The organism is Imperialibacter sp., from assembly GCF_048007035.1.
Classification (GTDB): domain Bacteria; phylum Bacteroidota; class Bacteroidia; order Cytophagales; family Cyclobacteriaceae; genus Imperialibacter.
In genome coordinates this window covers 154,862-171,832 of record NZ_CP180355.1, presented here as the reverse complement: position 1 = coordinate 171,832, position 16,971 = coordinate 154,862, and the positions used below count along the sequence as shown (strand labels likewise).

General features: G+C 48.1%; 17 protein-coding genes. 6 read left to right on the top strand and 11 right to left on the bottom strand.

Features of this window, described 5'->3' with window-relative positions; genetic code table 11:
* The 3 genes from ACMVP2_RS00745 to ACMVP2_RS00735 are packed head-to-tail and all read left to right on the top strand — an operon-like array spanning position 1 to position 2,778.
* A complete protein-coding gene (locus ACMVP2_RS00745; protein WP_416866303.1) occupies positions 1–939 on the top strand; it encodes a hypothetical protein in 939 nt (312 codons plus the stop codon).
* Positions 939–2,192 carry a glycosyltransferase gene (locus tag ACMVP2_RS00740; protein WP_416866302.1) on the top strand — a complete coding sequence of 418 codons (1,254 nt, stop codon included), beginning with the start codon at positions 939–941 and terminating at the stop codon, positions 2,190–2,192. The genes ACMVP2_RS00745 and ACMVP2_RS00740 overlap by 1 nt, the downstream gene beginning before the upstream one ends.
* Positions 2,152–2,778 (top strand): acyltransferase, encoded by a 627-nt coding sequence (locus tag ACMVP2_RS00735; protein WP_339791832.1) that lies wholly within the window; start codon positions 2,152–2,154, stop codon positions 2,776–2,778. The genes ACMVP2_RS00740 and ACMVP2_RS00735 overlap by 41 nt, the downstream gene beginning before the upstream one ends.
* Before the next feature lie 19 nt (positions 2,779–2,797).
* On the opposite strand, the gene ACMVP2_RS00730 is transcribed toward ACMVP2_RS00735, so the two are convergent.
* The 8 genes from ACMVP2_RS00730 to ACMVP2_RS00695 all read right to left on the bottom strand — a co-directional run bounded on the left by ACMVP2_RS00730 (position 2,798) and on the right by ACMVP2_RS00695 (position 11,628).
* Positions 2,798–3,784 (bottom strand): aldo/keto reductase, encoded by a 987-nt coding sequence (locus tag ACMVP2_RS00730; protein WP_416868231.1) that lies wholly within the window; start codon positions 3,782–3,784, stop codon positions 2,798–2,800.
* 170 nt (positions 3,785–3,954) lie between these two features.
* Positions 3,955–4,245 carry a hypothetical protein gene (locus tag ACMVP2_RS00725; RefSeq protein ID WP_416866301.1) on the bottom strand — a complete coding sequence of 97 codons (291 nt, stop codon included), beginning with the start codon at positions 4,243–4,245 and terminating at the stop codon, positions 3,955–3,957.
* 192 nt (positions 4,246–4,437) lie between these two features.
* Positions 4,438–6,687, bottom strand: a complete 2,250-nt coding sequence (locus tag ACMVP2_RS00720) for a molybdopterin cofactor-binding domain-containing protein (protein ID WP_416866300.1) — start codon at positions 6,685–6,687, stop codon at positions 4,438–4,440.
* A gap of 212 nt (positions 6,688–6,899) precedes the next feature.
* Entirely contained in the window at positions 6,900–7,529 is a 630-nt protein-coding gene (locus tag ACMVP2_RS00715; RefSeq protein WP_416866299.1) for a hypothetical protein, read from the bottom strand.
* A gap of 236 nt (positions 7,530–7,765) precedes the next feature.
* On the bottom strand, positions 7,766–10,030 hold the full coding sequence (locus ACMVP2_RS00710; RefSeq protein WP_416866298.1) for a molybdopterin cofactor-binding domain-containing protein: 2,265 nt from the start codon (positions 10,028–10,030) through the stop codon (positions 7,766–7,768).
* Positions 10,031–10,051: 21 nt separating this feature from the next.
* Positions 10,052–10,510, bottom strand: a complete 459-nt coding sequence (locus ACMVP2_RS00705) for a (2Fe-2S)-binding protein (RefSeq protein WP_151997541.1) — start codon at positions 10,508–10,510, stop codon at positions 10,052–10,054.
* Positions 10,511–10,680: 170 nt separating this feature from the next.
* Positions 10,681–11,127: a nuclear transport factor 2 family protein gene (locus tag ACMVP2_RS00700; protein WP_416866297.1), complete on the bottom strand. Its 447-nt coding sequence runs from the start codon at positions 11,125–11,127 to the stop codon at positions 10,681–10,683.
* 48 nt (positions 11,128–11,175) lie between these two features.
* Entirely contained in the window at positions 11,176–11,628 is a 453-nt protein-coding gene (locus ACMVP2_RS00695) for a nuclear transport factor 2 family protein (RefSeq protein ID WP_416866296.1), read from the bottom strand.
* Between the two features lie 816 nt (positions 11,629–12,444).
* Here ACMVP2_RS00695 and ACMVP2_RS00690 point away from each other — a divergent pair.
* The 3 genes from ACMVP2_RS00690 to ACMVP2_RS00680 are packed head-to-tail and all read left to right on the top strand — an operon-like array spanning position 12,445 to position 14,326.
* Positions 12,445–13,443, top strand: coding sequence for a sensor histidine kinase (locus ACMVP2_RS00690; RefSeq protein WP_416866295.1), 999 nt, complete (start codon positions 12,445–12,447; stop codon positions 13,441–13,443).
* Positions 13,440–14,147 carry a LytR/AlgR family response regulator transcription factor gene (locus tag ACMVP2_RS00685; protein WP_416866294.1) on the top strand — a complete coding sequence of 236 codons (708 nt, stop codon included), beginning with the start codon at positions 13,440–13,442 and terminating at the stop codon, positions 14,145–14,147. Before ACMVP2_RS00690 ends, ACMVP2_RS00685 begins: the two co-directional genes overlap by 4 nt.
* Before the next feature lie 23 nt (positions 14,148–14,170).
* Positions 14,171–14,326 (top strand): hypothetical protein, encoded by a 156-nt coding sequence (locus ACMVP2_RS00680; RefSeq protein WP_416866293.1) that lies wholly within the window; start codon positions 14,171–14,173, stop codon positions 14,324–14,326.
* A 118-nt stretch (positions 14,327–14,444) separates the two neighbouring features.
* Here ACMVP2_RS00680 and ACMVP2_RS00675 read toward each other — a convergent pair whose 3' ends face one another.
* The 3 genes from ACMVP2_RS00675 to ACMVP2_RS00665 all read right to left on the bottom strand — a co-directional run bounded on the left by ACMVP2_RS00675 (position 14,445) and on the right by ACMVP2_RS00665 (position 16,858).
* A complete protein-coding gene (locus ACMVP2_RS00675; RefSeq protein WP_416866292.1) occupies positions 14,445–15,356 on the bottom strand; it encodes a helix-turn-helix domain-containing protein in 912 nt (303 codons plus the stop codon).
* A 33-nt stretch (positions 15,357–15,389) separates the two neighbouring features.
* Positions 15,390–16,208 (bottom strand): hypothetical protein, encoded by an 819-nt coding sequence (locus tag ACMVP2_RS00670; protein WP_416866291.1) that lies wholly within the window; start codon positions 16,206–16,208, stop codon positions 15,390–15,392.
* A 137-nt stretch (positions 16,209–16,345) separates the two neighbouring features.
* Entirely contained in the window at positions 16,346–16,858 is a 513-nt protein-coding gene (locus ACMVP2_RS00665) for a GNAT family N-acetyltransferase (RefSeq protein WP_416866290.1), read from the bottom strand.
* Positions 16,859–16,971 lie beyond the last annotated feature (113 nt).

Here is a 16,971-nt window from a genome sequence, read left to right as displayed (position 1 = left end):
ATGATGAGAAAGGCAATAATCACTTTTGGGGTGGGCTATGGCTTTGAGCATATCAAACACTTTGTTTTGAGCTGCAAAAAGTTCATACCAAACACGGATATTTACATGTTTGCGGGCAAAAACATCCCTCAACTTGAGGCAGACTGCAGCCATATTCAAGGTGTTCATTTTATTCCCTTCAAGGAGAATTTTACAGGCAAGGTAATAGCCAAGGTACTCAGCAAAATGCCCTCGCTGCAGCAAAAATATGCCCAGTACCTGTCAGCAAAATGGGAACGGGATCCGCTAAGAAGAGCGAGAATTGAGGCATTAACCTCTCCGCTGACACAGTTTATGGTCAAAAGATTTTTCCTGATCAAGCAGCTCTTGTCGCAGCTTCCTCATGAGCAAGTGATGATTGCCGATGTGCGGGATATCATTTTCCAATACGATCCATTTGCAACCCTCCAAAGCGATGCGATAGTGACAGGTATTGAACCAGTGGCCAACAGCGAAAGTGAGATGAACGAGAAGTGGATCAGGAGGACATACTCTGATGCTATTTTCGAGCAAATGGCCGATAAAAATGTGGCTTGTGCTGGGGTAACCTATGGCTCTCGCCGGGCCATCAATCAGTATATTGAAGAAATGCTGGAGGAAACCTACGAGAACCTTCCGAAGATCATTGATATGCTTGGTGCCGATCAGGCCATTCATATTCGCTTGTTTTACTATCGCCTGCGTGGGCTTACCAGACACATGGAAGCCAACGGATCAGGATCGATCGCTACTCTTCACTTTTCGGATTTAACAGAATTTTCGGTATCTAATGGAAGAATTGAGAACCTTACCGGACAACCGCTGGCCGTGGTACATCAGTACGATCGTCACCCGGATTTAGCGGTGGAACTTCGGAAAGGCCTGGAGGCGAAACAGCCGGTTAACCAAATGGCATCCTGATGACCAGACTCGCAAATACTAATATACTGGTGCTTTCCCTTCCCCGGCACGACGAAAGATATACGTCGACCACCTGGCAGATTTCCAGTGAGTTAGCATTGGACAATAATGTGATCCTGGTCGATCATCCTTTTACATTTACTGAGTTGCTTAAGGGGTTCCACAAACCGGAAGTTCGGAAACGGATTTTGGCATATTTTAAAACGCCTGTGATTGAGAAGGAGGGAGTGAAGGTGCTCCTTCCTCCCTTTGTTTGGCCCATTAACTTTCTCCCCAGGGGGATTATCTACAATTTATTCTCTGGCCTGAACCACCGCATGGTGGCCAGGAGGATCAACCGGTTTTTAAAGCAAAGCCACATTGAATCGCTGGTGTACATCAACTCCTTCGACTTCTATTTCCCTGGCCTTGGAAGAAAGCTGGCTATAAAACCTGCACTGAGTGTCTATCACTGCATTGACCCAATGGTGAAGCCATTTACGCTGCGCCATGGCCCTTATCTCGAGCAAATCGCCGTGGAACAGTCGGACATGGTGATTTCAACAGCGCCAGCCCTTCAAAAGAAGTTTACCGACCAGGGAATTGAGAACAGTTACCTGGTACCTAACGCAGCCAATTATAAGCTTTTCAACAAAGCACTGGCCATCAAAGGAGCGTATCACAAAAGCCTTACTGGAATAGAGGGCAAGGTGATGGGCTACCTGGGGAACATAGAGCGGAGAACGGACTTTGATTTGTTGCGTGATGCGCTTGAGGTATTGAGCGACTGGCATCTTGTGCTGGCAGGCCCCGTAGAGCCGGGATATGTACCAGAAAAGATTTTTGATCACCCAAGGATACACTTTACAGGTTCATGCAACCACGAGGAGGCACCTTCGGTGATGGCTCGGTTTGACGTGGCCATTATTCCATTCAAATGTGACGAAGTAAGCCAGGGAATTTACCCGCTGAAGCTTTTTGAGTACCTCGCAGCAGGCAAGCCGGTCGTAAGCACCAACTTTAACCCTGAAGTGCTGAACAGCCTCGGTGACGTGGTTGAGATTGGTTTGACACCGGAAGACTTTGCGGACAAAGTGTTGAAAGCCTATGCTTCCGATGACGAAGATAAACAAAAGGATAGAGCACTTGTCGCATCAAAAAACACATGGACACATCGGGCAAAGCAGTTTGGGGCGCTTATCAGGTTTGCTCTCGAAAAACAACCAAAAGGAAATGTCTCTCAAAGAAAAGATCAAAAGCAGCCCGAAGCTTAAGCAGCTGGTTCTTCAGCTGATTTTCCAACGCAAGCCTTACAGTGCCAGGGTGCGATGGTATATCTGGCTATGGCTGATCTTTCCCCGCTATTTTAAAAGAGGCATCAGCTGGGGCTCCCGCCTCGACCTGGTTCCTTTCAACAAGTTCAGCATGGGTAAGTACTCCCGTATCGAAAAAGGAGTGCTGATCAACAACGGCATGGGCGACGTCATCATTGGCGACGAGGTTCACACCGGCCTTGGCTGTGTGATCATTGGCCCGGTAACGCTTCACAAGCATGTAGGGCTTTCACAATACGTTAGAATACTCGGCATGCATCATGGCATCGACCCTGACCTGCCACACCATCACCAGCCGTCCCAGAAAGCCCCCGTGATTTTGGAAGAAGATGCATTTGTTGGTACAGGCACTGTGATTATGGGTAAAAAGAACGGAGAACCGCTGGTGCTCGGCAAATATTGTCGTATTGGTGCCAATTCAGTGGTCATGACGGATATTCCGCCTTATTCAGTAGCCGTTGGCAACCCGGCGAAGGTGGTCAGGGTATGGGATTTTGAAAAGAAGGAGTGGGTGAAGCCGAGCTAGAAAGAAGGCTGTCTTTGTCTTACAACCCCGTCGCTTTTTCCATTGCCTCAGTGTACCGGTTACCCACGATTTCAATCTGAGTCGAAGCTGCTTCCATTTCCTTCAACTCGTCAGCTGTTAGCTTAATAGCGGCGGCGCCAATGTTTTCCGTCAAGCGGTGGATTTTGGTGGTGCCGGGAATCGGCACGATCCATGGTTTTTGTGCCAGTACCCAGGCCAGGGCAATTTGGGCTTTGGTGGCATTTTTTCTTTCGGCAAACACTGCAATCATGTCCAGAAGTGCTTTGTTAGCCGTTCGTGCTTCTCCGGCGTACCTTGGCAGCATACTTCGAATATCGCCTTCGCCAAACTTCGTGTTTTCATCAATTTTGCCCGTCAGGAAGCCCTTGCCCAATGGACTGAACGCCACAAGCCCAATCCCTAATTCTTCAATGGTGGGAATGATTTCCTTTTCATGCTGCCTTGTCCAGAGTGAGTACTCGCTTTGCAAGGCCGTTACAGGCTGTACAGCATGCGCTTTCCTGATCGTGGTGGCTCCGGCTTCTGAGAGGCCGAAGTGTTTCGCCTTTCCCTCCCGGATAAGGTCTTTTACGGTTCCTGCTACATCTTCAATGGGCACATTGGGGTCTACCCTGTGCTGGTAAAGTAAATCTACTGAGTCTACTCGCAGTCGCTTGAGTGATGCTTCAACCACCTTCCTTATATTTTCCGGGCGGCTATTGACACCAGCCATCTTTCCGTCGACGATATTGAAGCCAAACTTGGTGGCAATAATTACCTTGTTCCTAAAAGGTTGTAGAGCTTCCCCTACAAGACTTTCATTTGTGTAGGGCCCGTATACCTCCGCAGTATCAAAGAAAGTGACACCCTGCTCTACAGCAGACCGAATTACTTTGATCATTTCGCTTTTCTCGCCGGCTGGACCAAGACCAAAACTCATACCCATGCAGCCAAGGCCAAGGGCAGATACTTCCAAACCGTTTTTTCCGAGGGTGCGTGTTGGCAAAGTATTACTCATGATTGTTTGCGTTTATTACGTTTAACAAATCAAAGGTAGGGTTATGGTGCCCGTTTGAGTAATGAAAAACAAACAAAGAATTACGAAGATCAAACACACATTAACGGGCATCAACAAAATGAAGCAGGTGCTTGAAAGGTTAATTGTCGGGAGCCGTTTTATGACCCCGCTATTGGTGAACCAAAAATGCCAACTGCTATTTCAGCCCATAGGAGAATAAGGCCCATCAGAATGCTAAAAATGAGCACCGTCCGCTTTCCTACTTTTTTAACTCTTCTCATCACAAACTCAACCAAAAAACCTGTAACAATCAACAGGATAGCTGCAATAACAAAATCAAAGGGACCCCATTTGACTTCATCAGTGAATTGCATAGCTACCAGCGGACCGATGAGTAAAAGTGTTACTGTAAGCACAATTCCAATGACTCTTTTGTTTAGTGAAGCCATACGATCTAAGTTTAATTATTACTGAAATTAAAAGTACTTTTAAATACAAAGTAAAACAAGGCAGCGGAATATTGCAAGCACCATTTTTTTTTCGCCGCTCTACCAGCCTCCTGTCTTACGTTTGTTGAAATCTTTTTTGTCAGACCATGCTGCCTGAAAGCATCGTGGAGTGATTGGTGTCTGTTTGAAAACTCAGATTTTCGACCTCGACAACTCCTCCAGGGCCGGTGCAAATGGCTGATCGTACAGCCGTTTGCCGGTGGCCTGGTAAAGCGCATTGGCCAATGCAGCGAAAACAGGGGGGTAGGCCGGTTCTCCCATGCCGGTTGGGTCAATGTCATTCTTGACAAAATGCACGTCGATGACTTTGGGTGCTTCTTTTGCACGAATCATCCGGTATTTGTCGAAGTTGGTCTTTTCGGGCACGCCGTCTACAAAGGTAAAGGCACCGAACATCGCCGTGCCGACGCCATCCACCGTGGCACCCTCCGCCAGGTTAGTGGCTGCATCAGGATTTACGACTATGCCACAGTCGATGGCACAGGTAACTTTTTCTACCCGGGCATTGCCGTTCTCAAACACCAGGTCTAACACATTGGCGGCGTAGCTGTTGTGGCAGAAGTAAGCAGAAACACCCCTGTGCACGCCCGCTTTCTTCTCACCCCAGTTCGATTTTTCTTTTGCCAGTTGGAGTACACCGGCGTAGCGCTCAGCATCATAGTCATTGTTGTCGCCGACCGGGGTGTTCTTTGCTCGTTCCAACAGCTCCAGCCGGAAATCGATGGGGTCTTTCCCTGCTGCTTCGGCTACTTCGTCGAGGAAGGATTGCTCTGCCGCAGCGATAAAGTTGGAGCGGGGTGCCCGGAAGGATCCGGTGGTGATGTTGGAGTCAAGCACCCAGTCTTCTGCCAGGTAATTGTCGACAGCACCAGCCGGAAAGCGGTTGGCATAGATGCAGCTTTCCGGAATGCCACCACCGTTAACATGGAAGCCGATCAGGTTGTTCTCAGCATCCAGGGCGGCCCGGTAGGTCGCCTGGTAGGTGGGGCGGTAGATGCCTGAGGTCATGTCATCTTCCCGGCTGTAGACCAGCTTCACAGGCGCTTTCACCTTATCGGAGATCACGGCGGCTTCTACCAGCCAGTGGGCGTAAGACCGGCGGCCAAACCCGCCGCCAAGCCGGGTCATTTGGATATCTATTTTTTCAAGCGGAATACCCAGGCGTGCAGAAACGGTTTTTTCGGTGAATTCTGGTTTCTGTAGTGGCCCAACCAAAGTGGCTCCGTCCGCAGTTACCTCAGCAAAGAAGTTCATGGGTTCCATGCAGTTGTGCGCCAGAAAGGGGGCTGTGTAGGTGCGCTCGATCACTTTGGTTGCGTTCTTAAAGGCTTTTTCAGGATCGCCGTCTTTGCGGAGCACTTTCACCGTTTTGCCGGTTTTTTTGGCCATTTGCTCCCTGTGGCCAGCACTGTTTTCGAGCCCAGCAGGAAACAGCCTGGTACCATTGTCTCTCGTTTCGGAATAATCGGAGAAAGGCTCCCATTCCACTTTGAGGGCCTTTCTGGCATTCATCACCTCCCAGGTAGACTTGCCTACTACGGCCACCAGTTCTGTAAAGGCGCAGGTGTCAAAAAACTGACGTTGGTAGTCGTCCTGCATGTTTTTGATGGGAAACACGTCGACGATGCCGGGCATAGCCCTGGCAGCACTATCATCCACTGATTTTAGTTTCAAACCAAATGCCGGTGGGTGAACCACCATGGCGATGAGCATGCCTTCCTTTTTGTGGTCGATGCCAAACAATGGCTGGCCGGTCACTATCTTTTTTGCATCCACATTTTTGCGGGAGGTGCCAATGATCTTAAAGTCTTTTTGCGCCTTGAGCGCCACTTCTTCAGGAACGGGAATCGACACTGCCGCAGCAGCCATCTCGCCGTAGCCAGCCTGTTTTCCGCTGGCTTTGTGGTAAATTACACCAGCCTCAGTGGTGATTTCTCCTGACGGAACTCCCCAGGCTTTGGCAGCAGCTTCTTTTAGCACGTACCTGGCCGTTGCTCCGGCCATGCGAAGGCTTTTCCAGCCCTGGCGAATGGCCTGGCTGCCACCTATAAATTGCCGGGTGTATTTCTCTGTATCCAGCGGTGCTTGTTCCACGACTACATTCTTCCAGTCCACATCCAGCTCATCTGCCACTATCATTGGGAAAGCTGTTTTGATATTTTGACCTCCCTCCGGGTTGGGCGACATGATGGTAATCATGCCATTGTTAGCAATTTTGATAAAGCCATTGAGGTCGAACCATTCGTCGGGGAGGCTGAGCGCCTGTTCCGGCGAAGGCTTGCATCCTGCCAGCCAGCTAAAGCTAAGCATGAGGCCGCCACCTGCTAGTGCAGAGGTTTTTAAGAAGGAACGCCTGTTGAGAGAGGTCTTTATAGTAGCCATTTGATGGGTCGTTAGAACAGCCTTTAAGATACCCAATAATGGCCGGATTGGCAATCTTTTGTTGGTGGAGGGATGATGCGCTCAAAGCGTATTTTCCGACATTCTGGTTGCAAACGAAGGAGATGGGGATTTCTCGGTAACCCTGTTGCAAACCAGGGAGGTCGGGTGAAATTAATAAATCGTTCCTGAGATACGAATCGGGGCGTTGGGGTTTACTTAAACCGATACCCTACCATTATTTTCCCCATTACAAAGTTGTCATCTTTAAAAATGATGACACCGTCTACTCCAAGTCTGAAGTTGAGCCCGCCAGGAAAAATTTTCGAAAAGCCAACCGGAACAAGCATTACTGGAGAGCCATATCCGTTGTAGTCGTACCCGCCAAGCAGACCAACATAAGGGAAAAGGCTTCTGTTTTTATCGGGCTTATGAAAATAGTAGTTGATTCCGGTGGCCGCCCATGTGATTCCTGCATGTATTTCATAGTTTATCCTTGGAGTGATAAAATGATCGAACGTTCCGTAAAGGTTTCCATATTCATTATCAGGTGACACCATAAAGCCGCCGGATAACGAAGAAGGCCTTGAAATCCTTATGTCGGTAGTATCACTAAATGTTCTCAAATAGCCGTTTTGATAGTTAATTTGGTCTACGTCTCTCTTTCTTAATTTTAGATTTGACTGGCTGGCATATTGGGAATTTCCGAGGTAAATGAAACTAACACCTTCCTTGAGTATGTAGGCTCTGATGGTTTGACCGTCCACCGTTGTAATAGTGTCTTGTGCATGCAAGAGGGGAAGACTCAATAACACCAGGGTTGACAGTAAGGTTAGTCTTTTCATAGCTGGTTGGTTGCGAGGTGTTTAAAAATGGAAAAGTGTCGGATTGTGAATTCATTTTATTTTCACTGCACCTTTTCCAGTAGTGATATTTTGTAGTTATACAATGTATTGATAATTCAAAGCATAAAATGTGCCAGATTAACCTTTTCTGAGACGTATTTTCACTTATTTTTCCACTACAAAAAAAGGCTCCGAAGTTCACACCCCGAAGCCTTCTTTTACCGAGCTAATCAATATTATATCCTTGACCTCGACACATCCATTTCCTTCATGAAGGGCTGGTTGTAGAATCGCTTGCCGGTGGCTTTGTGCATGGCGTTGGCCACGGCGGCGAAGGTAGGAGGGAACAAGGGTTCTCCCAGGCCGGTCGGATCGATATCGTTTTTCACGAAATGCACTTCCACATGCCGTGGTGATTCCTTCTGGCGGATCATGCGGTACTGATGGAAGTTGTTCTTCTGCGGCACACCATCAACAAAATCCATTTCACCGAACAGCGCATTGCCTATACCATCCACAATGGCACCTTCACCCATATTGGCAGCAGCGTCGGGGTTCACTACAATGCCACAATCCACAGCAGCGTATACGTTTTTGAAGACGGGCGCATTGTTTTCTATCACCACGTCGATGACCTCGGCCACATACGAATTGTGGCAGAAGTAAGCTGACACGCCCCGATTCACACCAGACTTGGGTTCGTCCCACTTGGATTTCTCCCTTACCAGCTTCAGCACACCCGCATAGCGGTCGGCTTCGTAGTCGTTTCTTTCGCCTACCGGGTTGGTTTTGGCCCGCTCCAGCAGCTCCAGTCGGAAGTCGATGGGATCTTTGCCTGCCAGCTCCGCCAGCTCGTCGATAAACGACTGCTCGGCTCCCGCAATAAAGTTGGAACGAGGCGCACGGAAAGCCCCGATGGTAACATTGGATTCTACTGACCAGCCTTCGGCGAGATAGTTGTCTACAGCTCCGGCGGGGAACCGGTTGGCATGCACCGGACTCTCAGGTACTCCACCCCCGTTCACGTGGAAGGCAATCAGGTTATTGTTTTCGTCGAGGCCTGCACGATAGGTGGCGCTGTACGTAGGGCGATAGATGCCGTAGGTCATATCGTCCTCACGGTTGTACTGCAATTTTACAGGTGCTCCTACCTTCTGAGAGATAACAGCGGCTTCCACCATGTGGTGTCCGTAGGCCCTTTGTCCAAAGCCACCACCCATTCGAGCGAGGTTGATCTGCACCTTTTCTTTGTCCAGTCCCAGTCGGGCGGAAATCGTATTTCTGATCAATTCGGGCGCCTGGATAGGCCCATACAAGGTAGCTCCGTCTGCCCTCACGTCAGCGAAGCAGTTCATCGGCTCCATACAGTTGTGTGCCAGATAGGGGGCCGTGTAAGTACGCTCCAACACTTTGGCAGCTTTTTTAAATGCCCCTTCAGGGTCGCCGTCTTTTCTGAGGAGGTTCACTTTCCCTTTGGCCATGGCTTCCATGGCGGCTTTGTGTCCTTCTGTGCTTTCGACACCGCCGGGTACTTTCACCGTCATTTTGTTACCTCCAAACCCTGCCATTGAAAATGAACTGTCAGCGGTTATTTCCCATTCGACCTTGATGGCCTTTTTGGCTTGCATCACTTCCCAGGTAGAATTTCCCACGATAGCAACGAGGTTAGAAAAAGAGTTTACATCGAAGAAATTCCTGTCGTAGTCTTCTTTCACGGGTTCGAACACAAAGACGTCTTTGATGCCAGGCATGCCCTTCACCGATGACTCATCCAGTGATTTCACTTTCATACCGAAAGCAGGCGGGTGAACCACCATGGCCACCAGCGCATTGGCGGGATAATGGTCCATGGCAAACAAAGGCTTGCCAGTGACAATGTTTTTGCCGTCCACATTTTTCTGCGAAACACCGATCAGGTTGAAGTCCTTGATATCTTTCAGTTTCACCTCTTCAGGCACCTCCAACGTAGCTGCGAGAGAAGCCATTTCGCCATAACCGGCCTTCTTGCCACTCGCCTTGTGTTCAAGGGTGCCCGCTCCGGCGGTGATCTCTTCTGCTGGCACGCTCCAGGTTTGTGCGGCTGCTTTGATCAGCATTTCACGGGCAGTAGCGCCTGCCATGCGTAGGGGCTTCCATCCCTGACGGATACCCTGGCTGCCTCCGGTAAACTGTCGATCGAAACGCTCTGGATATAAGTTGGCTTGCTCCACGATCACGTTTTTCCAATCTACCCCGAGTTCGTCGGCGAGTATCATGGGCATGGACGTCTTCACATTGGAGCCAAATTCTGGGTTTGGCGACATGAGTGTAACCACTCCGTTGTCACCAATTTTGATGTAGCTGTTGAGCTCAAACCATTCTTTGGGTAGCTCCATTACTTCGGCTTCGGTAGTCGGTTTGCAACCGGCCAGCCAGCTGAAGCTCAGCATCATGCCTCCGCCAGCGAGGGCAGAAACCTTCATGAATGAGCGTCTGTCTATTTTTTTTGCAATGAGTGTCATAGTCGGATGAGTTGAATGGGGTTAAGCGTTTGCGGCGGCTGTTTTTACTGCTGCTTTGATTCTCAGGTAAGTACCACAACGGCAGATATTGCCATTCATCGCTGCTTCGATTTCATCGTCACTTGGGTTGGGATTGCTGGCGAGCAGCGCTGAGGCCGTCATGATTTGCCCTGCCTGGCAGTAGCCGCACTGAGGCACATCGTGTTCCAACCAGGCTTTTTGCACAGGATGATCGCCCTCTTCTGATAATCCTTCTATAGTGGTGATGGCCTTGTCGGCGACCGCAGATACGGGCATTTGACAGGAACGGATCGCCGTGCCATCGAGATGAATGGTGCAGGCACCGCACTGGGCAATGCCGCAGCCAAATTTAGTACCTACCAGGTTCAGGTGATCCCTCAGCACCCAAAGCATAGGGGTGGCGGGGTCAACATCTACCTGCTGCTTCTTTCCATTTACGCTTAAATTGAATACTGCCATGATTTTATAGTTTTTTACAATATCGGGTTTTCTAGTTCTTTAAAGTTACGAAATCCAAACAATTCAATACAACCTTCAAACAATATAACACTTTGATAATCAGTAGATATTTACCCGGTGCTGCTTGCGCCAAATTATACTGATTGGGTCTGCTGTGTTGCCAGAGGGGATCAACGGTCCCCCGGTGTCAGCAATTTGGTAAACGATAGCGAGCCCAATTTCCAGGAGCCGTTTTGCTTCACATACACCTCAGTCACCATGAAGGGGTTGGTCACTTCATTGCCTCCTACCACGGCTATCAGGGTGATCCTGTTAAGCAGGATAGCGGTATTGTCGATGATCTTCACGGATACCTCATGAATATCGGCTTGCTTGTACCAAATGCCGCCACTTTTGATGATGTTAAGCTCCTGCTCCGTTCCCCAGCTTCCACCCATATGAACGAAAACTGCCTTTTCATCAAACAGGGTTGCCAGCTTGTCCGCATTTTTGTCGGCCATCCATTGCCATTTGTCTTTCGACAGGTCAATGACTTCCTGTTCGGCAGGAGTGTTTTGAGCCAAGGAGCATTGCGCACCTATTAGAAGCATTATCAGTCCAAGAAATGTCTTTTTCATATTATTGATAAGTAAGATTTTACGTTCCAGCCAATATACCTATGCCTCTTACTTTTCTATTTCATGGGTATCCCGCACGCTGCTGAAGGTCAGGTCGAGGAGTTTCCAGTCGCTTCCTTGTTTTTGAAAGATTTCGGTCACGGTAAATTCAGTCGATACCTCGTTGGTTCGCACCACGGCATCAAGCGTAATTCTGCTCCACACGATAGCCGTGTTACCAAAAACCTCCACTGCAACATCGTGCACCGTGGCCTTCTTGTACCAAATACTTCCCGTTTCAATGATCTCCAGCTCCCTTGCCTTCTTCCAGCTTCCGCTCATATGGACAAATTTTGCCCTGTCGTCGAAAAGCACCGCCAGCTTATCCACGTTTTTGTCGGCCATCCACTGCCATTTCAATTGTGAAAGCTCCTTGAGTTCCTTTTCAGTTGCAGCATTTTGCGCAAGGGAGATTTGTGCTGTAAATAGGGTGATAAACAGGGCAATAATTAATCTTTTCATTTTTGTTATATTTTATGTTAATGAACGAATGGCTGTTTTTGCAGGGCAAAACAGTTGCTGCTAGTTGTGAAGCTTGCCACTGGTTTTTGCGGGCCATTTTATGTGTATAAAATTTGATTTTCAGCGGCCACATCGGTCCGCCGAAGCGGGAATAGCCCAAACCCTTTGAGAATGAAAATCACTTGTCTGAATGCCTTCATTCATTTCGCTGGGTATGGCTCTCCTTATGGCTATTTCACCGATACTAATTTGGCGCTAAAATTCGATAGAAATGAAGGAAATCAATAGGCTGCACTAATCACTCACCGAGCCGACTATTTTTATCTACGACTGAACAGTGGTGCTTCCGAAATAAGCCGCAGTCTCTCATTCAGGCTTTACTGTTATTTGGATAGGAAGCTTGAAGGGCGGCTTAGATAGAAAAGGCCCTGGATAAATCCACGGCCTTTAATCATACTTCACTTAAACTACAATTTGAAATCTTCCAAATTGCATACTGCCGGGGCAGTGCTTTTAGTATTTTTCAGTCCTACTTGTGCCAGCTAATCTTCATAGATGTTTTGTGCCCTGGCTTTCTCGCTGCGTTTGCGACACTAATAGAGTATAAAAAACCGACCCTGTGTCGGGAAATCAACCAGTGGAGTCATCTTCTCACCGAGCTAGCTGGTTTTCTCTACGACAGAAAATAATCTTTCTGTCGCAACCGATGGCCTGCGTTTGTTCCTTTTGTTGTGCAAACAATGCTTTCCGTAGATTGAATTTGTTACTTCGATGATAGTTGGTATTTCAAATGACTTAAAACCCTACATTTCGAAAATGAAAAGTCGAGTATTGCCCCGTGGAGCCGTTTATGCGCTGCATATTCTTTTTTGGGTGTGCTACGGAGCCATTCTGTTTGCCTCACTAAGCAACTGGGAGCACTCCCAGACTCAAATATGGATCACGGTCATTTCCGACGTGCTGACCTCGTCGGCGATAGTATATATTAATTTCTATTGGTTGCTGCCAAAGTTGTACCGCAAAGGGAAGTACACTCAATACATCGTGGCTTCCGTTTCACTGGTGGTTTCACTGGTCTTTCTTAGGGTTAATGTCCTTCCGCTGAGTCACAGATCTATTTCGTACACTTACTTTATCCGCTCAGTTCCAGCCATCGGGTTTCACCTGATCACTACTGTGGTCTGGTTTTTTGATAACCTGATATCGGCAAGCAGAAGGGAGATCGAACTTAAAAATAGTCAGCTGGATTCGGAGCTTAAGTTTCTGAAACTTCAGCTCAGCCCGCATTTTCTGTTCAACACGCTCAATAATATTTATTCGATGGCCTATTTCAGCGACAAGAACACCGCTCCGGCCATTCTGAAGTTGTCGGAAATGATGCGCCATATGATCTACGAGGACCAGGGGAAGTTCATTCCACTTTCACGGGAAATCAAATTCATGGAGAACTTTATAGAGCTTTGGCGATTGAAGCTGGATGAAAAGCCTACCATCATTTTTAAGCATACGGGTGTGCAGGAGCGGCATCAGATTGCCCATTTGATTTTTTTGGTATTCCTCGAAAATGCATTCAAACATGGCAATACCATGAATGGAACCATTGATATCAGTCTGGATATAAAGGAGGGGGATGTCCTCCATTTTTGTGTCAGGAACGATACGATTACCGGAAACAAAACATTGGACGAAAAAAGTGGGGTTGGGCTCACGAATGTGAGAAAAAGGCTTGGCCTGATTTACCCGGAAAAGCATAAGCTGACTTTACTTGAGGAACCTGCCTCATTTACTGTAAACCTAACTATTGACCTGCAATGAAGTACCGCTGCCTGATTGCTGATGATGAGCCGCCAGCAAGAAAACTACTGTCGGACTATGTTTCAAAGGTTAGAAACCTTGAGCTCTCCGGTGTGTGCAGCAACGGGGTGGAGGTAGTGAAGTTTCTTAAAGAAAACACCGTCGACATTCTGCTGCTCGACATTCGTATGCCTTTGATGACAGGCATGGATATTCTGAACGACCTGCCTGAGAGGCCATTGACGATTCTGGTCACAGCCTATGAAGAGTATGCCCTGAAGGGGTATGAATTGGATGTGATTGACTACCTGATGAAGCCAGTGTCGTTCGAACGATTTCAAAAAGCCATCGACAAGGCCATTGAGTACCTGAACGTTCAGGTGACTGCGGATGACAACAGCGAGAAACCGGACTACTTCTTCATCAAAACCGATACCCGAATTGTAAAATTCATGTTTGCAGAGGTAAGCGCTGTAGAAGCGCAAAGGGAGTATATAAAAATCATTGCCGGTGCCAGAAAGGTAATGTCTTTGGTGTCTCTGACAAGCATCGCCAATGTGTTACCCCCCGACTTCGTGCGCATTCATCGCTCTTACATTATTAACATGCGCCATATCGATGAAGTGCAGTCAAACGAAGTAGTGATAGGGAAAGAAATTTACCCCATTAGCCGGAATTACAGGGAAACATTCTTTGAAAAGCTTGGTAACAGGAAGCTGCTGTAGAATGTGGGTGATTGAATTTTTGAATGCGTAAAGCCATTTGTGATGTAAATACGCTGCTCGCTGCTAATAATGCCAATGTTTGTGCTTATTCGGCAGGTGGCAAACAATACGTGGCATCGTTGGTCGGCGGAACGAAGGAAAACCCTTCAGGATCCATTATGATGTTTGCGTTGCCGTAGGTGGAATGTCTCTTACAGCAGCCCGCAATAAGTTTACGCAGGTGTTCAAACAGCATGTGGGGGTGACTCCACAGGAGTATAGAGCCTCAGCGAATTGAATTTCGATAATTTATGAAATTCAAACCTTTCTGAATTTCAGCGGACTAGTTCCTGTATGCTTCTTGAAAAAGTTGTTGAAGTGCGTAACTTCTTTAAATCCCAAAGCAAAAGCGATTTCCGACACACTCCAGTTACTGTGGCGCAGCAGCACCATCGCTTCCTGTAGCAGCCGGTCGGCAATGACTTGTGAAGTGGTTTTCTGCGTGGTTTCTTTCACTGCCCGATTGAGGTGGTTCACATGCACGTTGAGCTGATCGGCAAATTCGGAGGCGGTACGCAGGCTAATCGACAGGTGAGAATCGTCGATAGGGAACTGGCGCTCCAGCAGCTCAGTGAACAACATCGAGATTCTGTTGGAAGCATTGAGCGGTTGTGCATCTATTTGCGAGGTGGGTTGAAGCTTCAATGCAAAGTGCAGCAGCTCGAAGATCAGGTTTCTTATCGCATCGTATTTGTACTTATAGTCGGAGTTGAACTCACTGCGGATTCGTTCAAACACACCGCTGACCTGCTCAGCCTGTTCATCTGTTAGCTCAAAAATGTGGTCGCTGTTGGGTTGAAACACCTCATAATGCGCAAATTGACCAAACTGAGTAAAGAAGGTGGGATTGAAAATGCAATATACCCCACCGCCTACCCGATCGAGGTGTTCCCATTTATAAGGGATTTTCGGGTTGGAGAATGACAAAGCCTGCTGTTTCACCTCTACTACTTTGTCGGCGTAGTGTACACGACTGCCCCCTCTCACCAGCATGATTTTATAGAAATCACGCCTGCGGTAGGGGATAGCAGTAGCTTTGCCTTCCACGAAAGGCTCCAGGTCAAACATATTGAAGTGACCTATCTCCTTCCGAATGTTTTCAGGCAGCCACTCAAACTTCCGTTTGTAAAACTCCTCGAGACTTTCAATGTTGTTCATTGTTCTTTCCATTACAAAATTCGAACATTTAGTGGCATGCGGAGGTTAATCCTTTTCGCTATACTCTTTTCCAAACGAATATACCAGGCTCATGTTCCATATAAAGTCCTTACCAGCCAGCTCGGTGTCGATCGATCTGCTCATGATCGATTGAAGTGACAAGGGGAAATTGTTTAGCGCCAGACTGAAGGTGGAGCTGGCATAGTAGCCCCGTTTGTCGTCCATTTGCAGGTAATAGAGCTGCGGACTGGCACCGAACAAAAGGTTAGGCCCAAGCCTTACTTCTGAGAAACTGGCCTGAGTAGCAAAGAAATAGGTATTCTGAGTTCCCTCAGGCTGAAAGCCGTGTGCCTGCAAATAGTATAGCCCGACAGTAACTTTCTTATTGATGGTGTATCGTGGCACAATTTCGCCTGCGGCAAACTGTCGGCTGATCATAAGGGTAGTAGGCACCCCGTTTACCGGATAATCGTCAAACTGGAAGGTGAATGCCGGATGTGCTCCCACATGCAGCTTGAATTTGTCGCCGGTAATTATTTTGTATCTCCACCAAAAGATGAACGACCATGGTCTGCCTGTCATGGCAAACCTGAGCTGTGGTTCAAAGCTTAATCGCTTTTTTCCCACATTCATGTCAAAAATGAAGGCCGGCTTACCCAGGGAGAATGCCGGAAGGAGGGAAATGCCGTTGTTGGTGGCGGTTACGGCGCCGCTCAAATGGCCTACGCTATTTGTGCTGTCGGCCTCCTGTGCATAGGCCATCCGAGTTGAAACAACGAGGAGTATGATAACAAAGGCGACGGTGAAAGTCCGCAGATCAAAATACTCGATCCCTGAGGTTTTCTTGAGGAAGATAGAATGCATTGGCAGGATAGGTGTGTTGGTAATTGTCTGATGCAAAGGTACCTAAAAGCCGGAACGCTGGATAATGTAAATCAAAGCAATAGTTACGAGAATCAAATAACAAGGTGGCAAGTGACTCCTGCCTGGGAGACCGATCATTATATTGTTGCCCAATGCTCCCTCGTTAGCCGATACACCTTGCAGTGGCTGTTGTCGAAGGTTCTTTCCTCTACAAACCGAAAGCCGAGGCGCTCATAAAAGCGAATGGCATCGACATTGGTGGCCAGCGGGTCAATCAGAATGGCCGTTACCTCCGGAGCACTAAAACAGCGGTTGATAGCCTGCCTCATCATGTCGGTGCCATAACCTTTTCCCAAATCGGTTTGCTCCCCGATCCAGATGTCAATGGCCCGAAGGTTGGGTTGCGCATCGCCCCAATAGTGTGATTCTTCCTTCTCAGGATCGATGATTTGAATAAAACCTATGGGCCTGCCGTCCAGTTCGGCAATAAGCTGCTCCCGCCAGGAAGGCGTTTTCTTCAGCTCGCTTGCCCATCCCCATTCATCGTCGGGGTCGGAGGCTATTACATGTGGTTGTTCATCCCAGTGCAGCAGGAGCGGGAGGTCGTGTATTGTGGCTATCCTTAGTTTTATATGGCCTCTCTGGGTCATTTGGCAATAAATTTTCCTATGTTTTCTACTGACAGTCGGCACGTCTTGTTTGAAAAAGGCCTCCCACAAGAGCATCCGGGGTTAATCGTGTGCGACAATACTGGAAGTCAGGG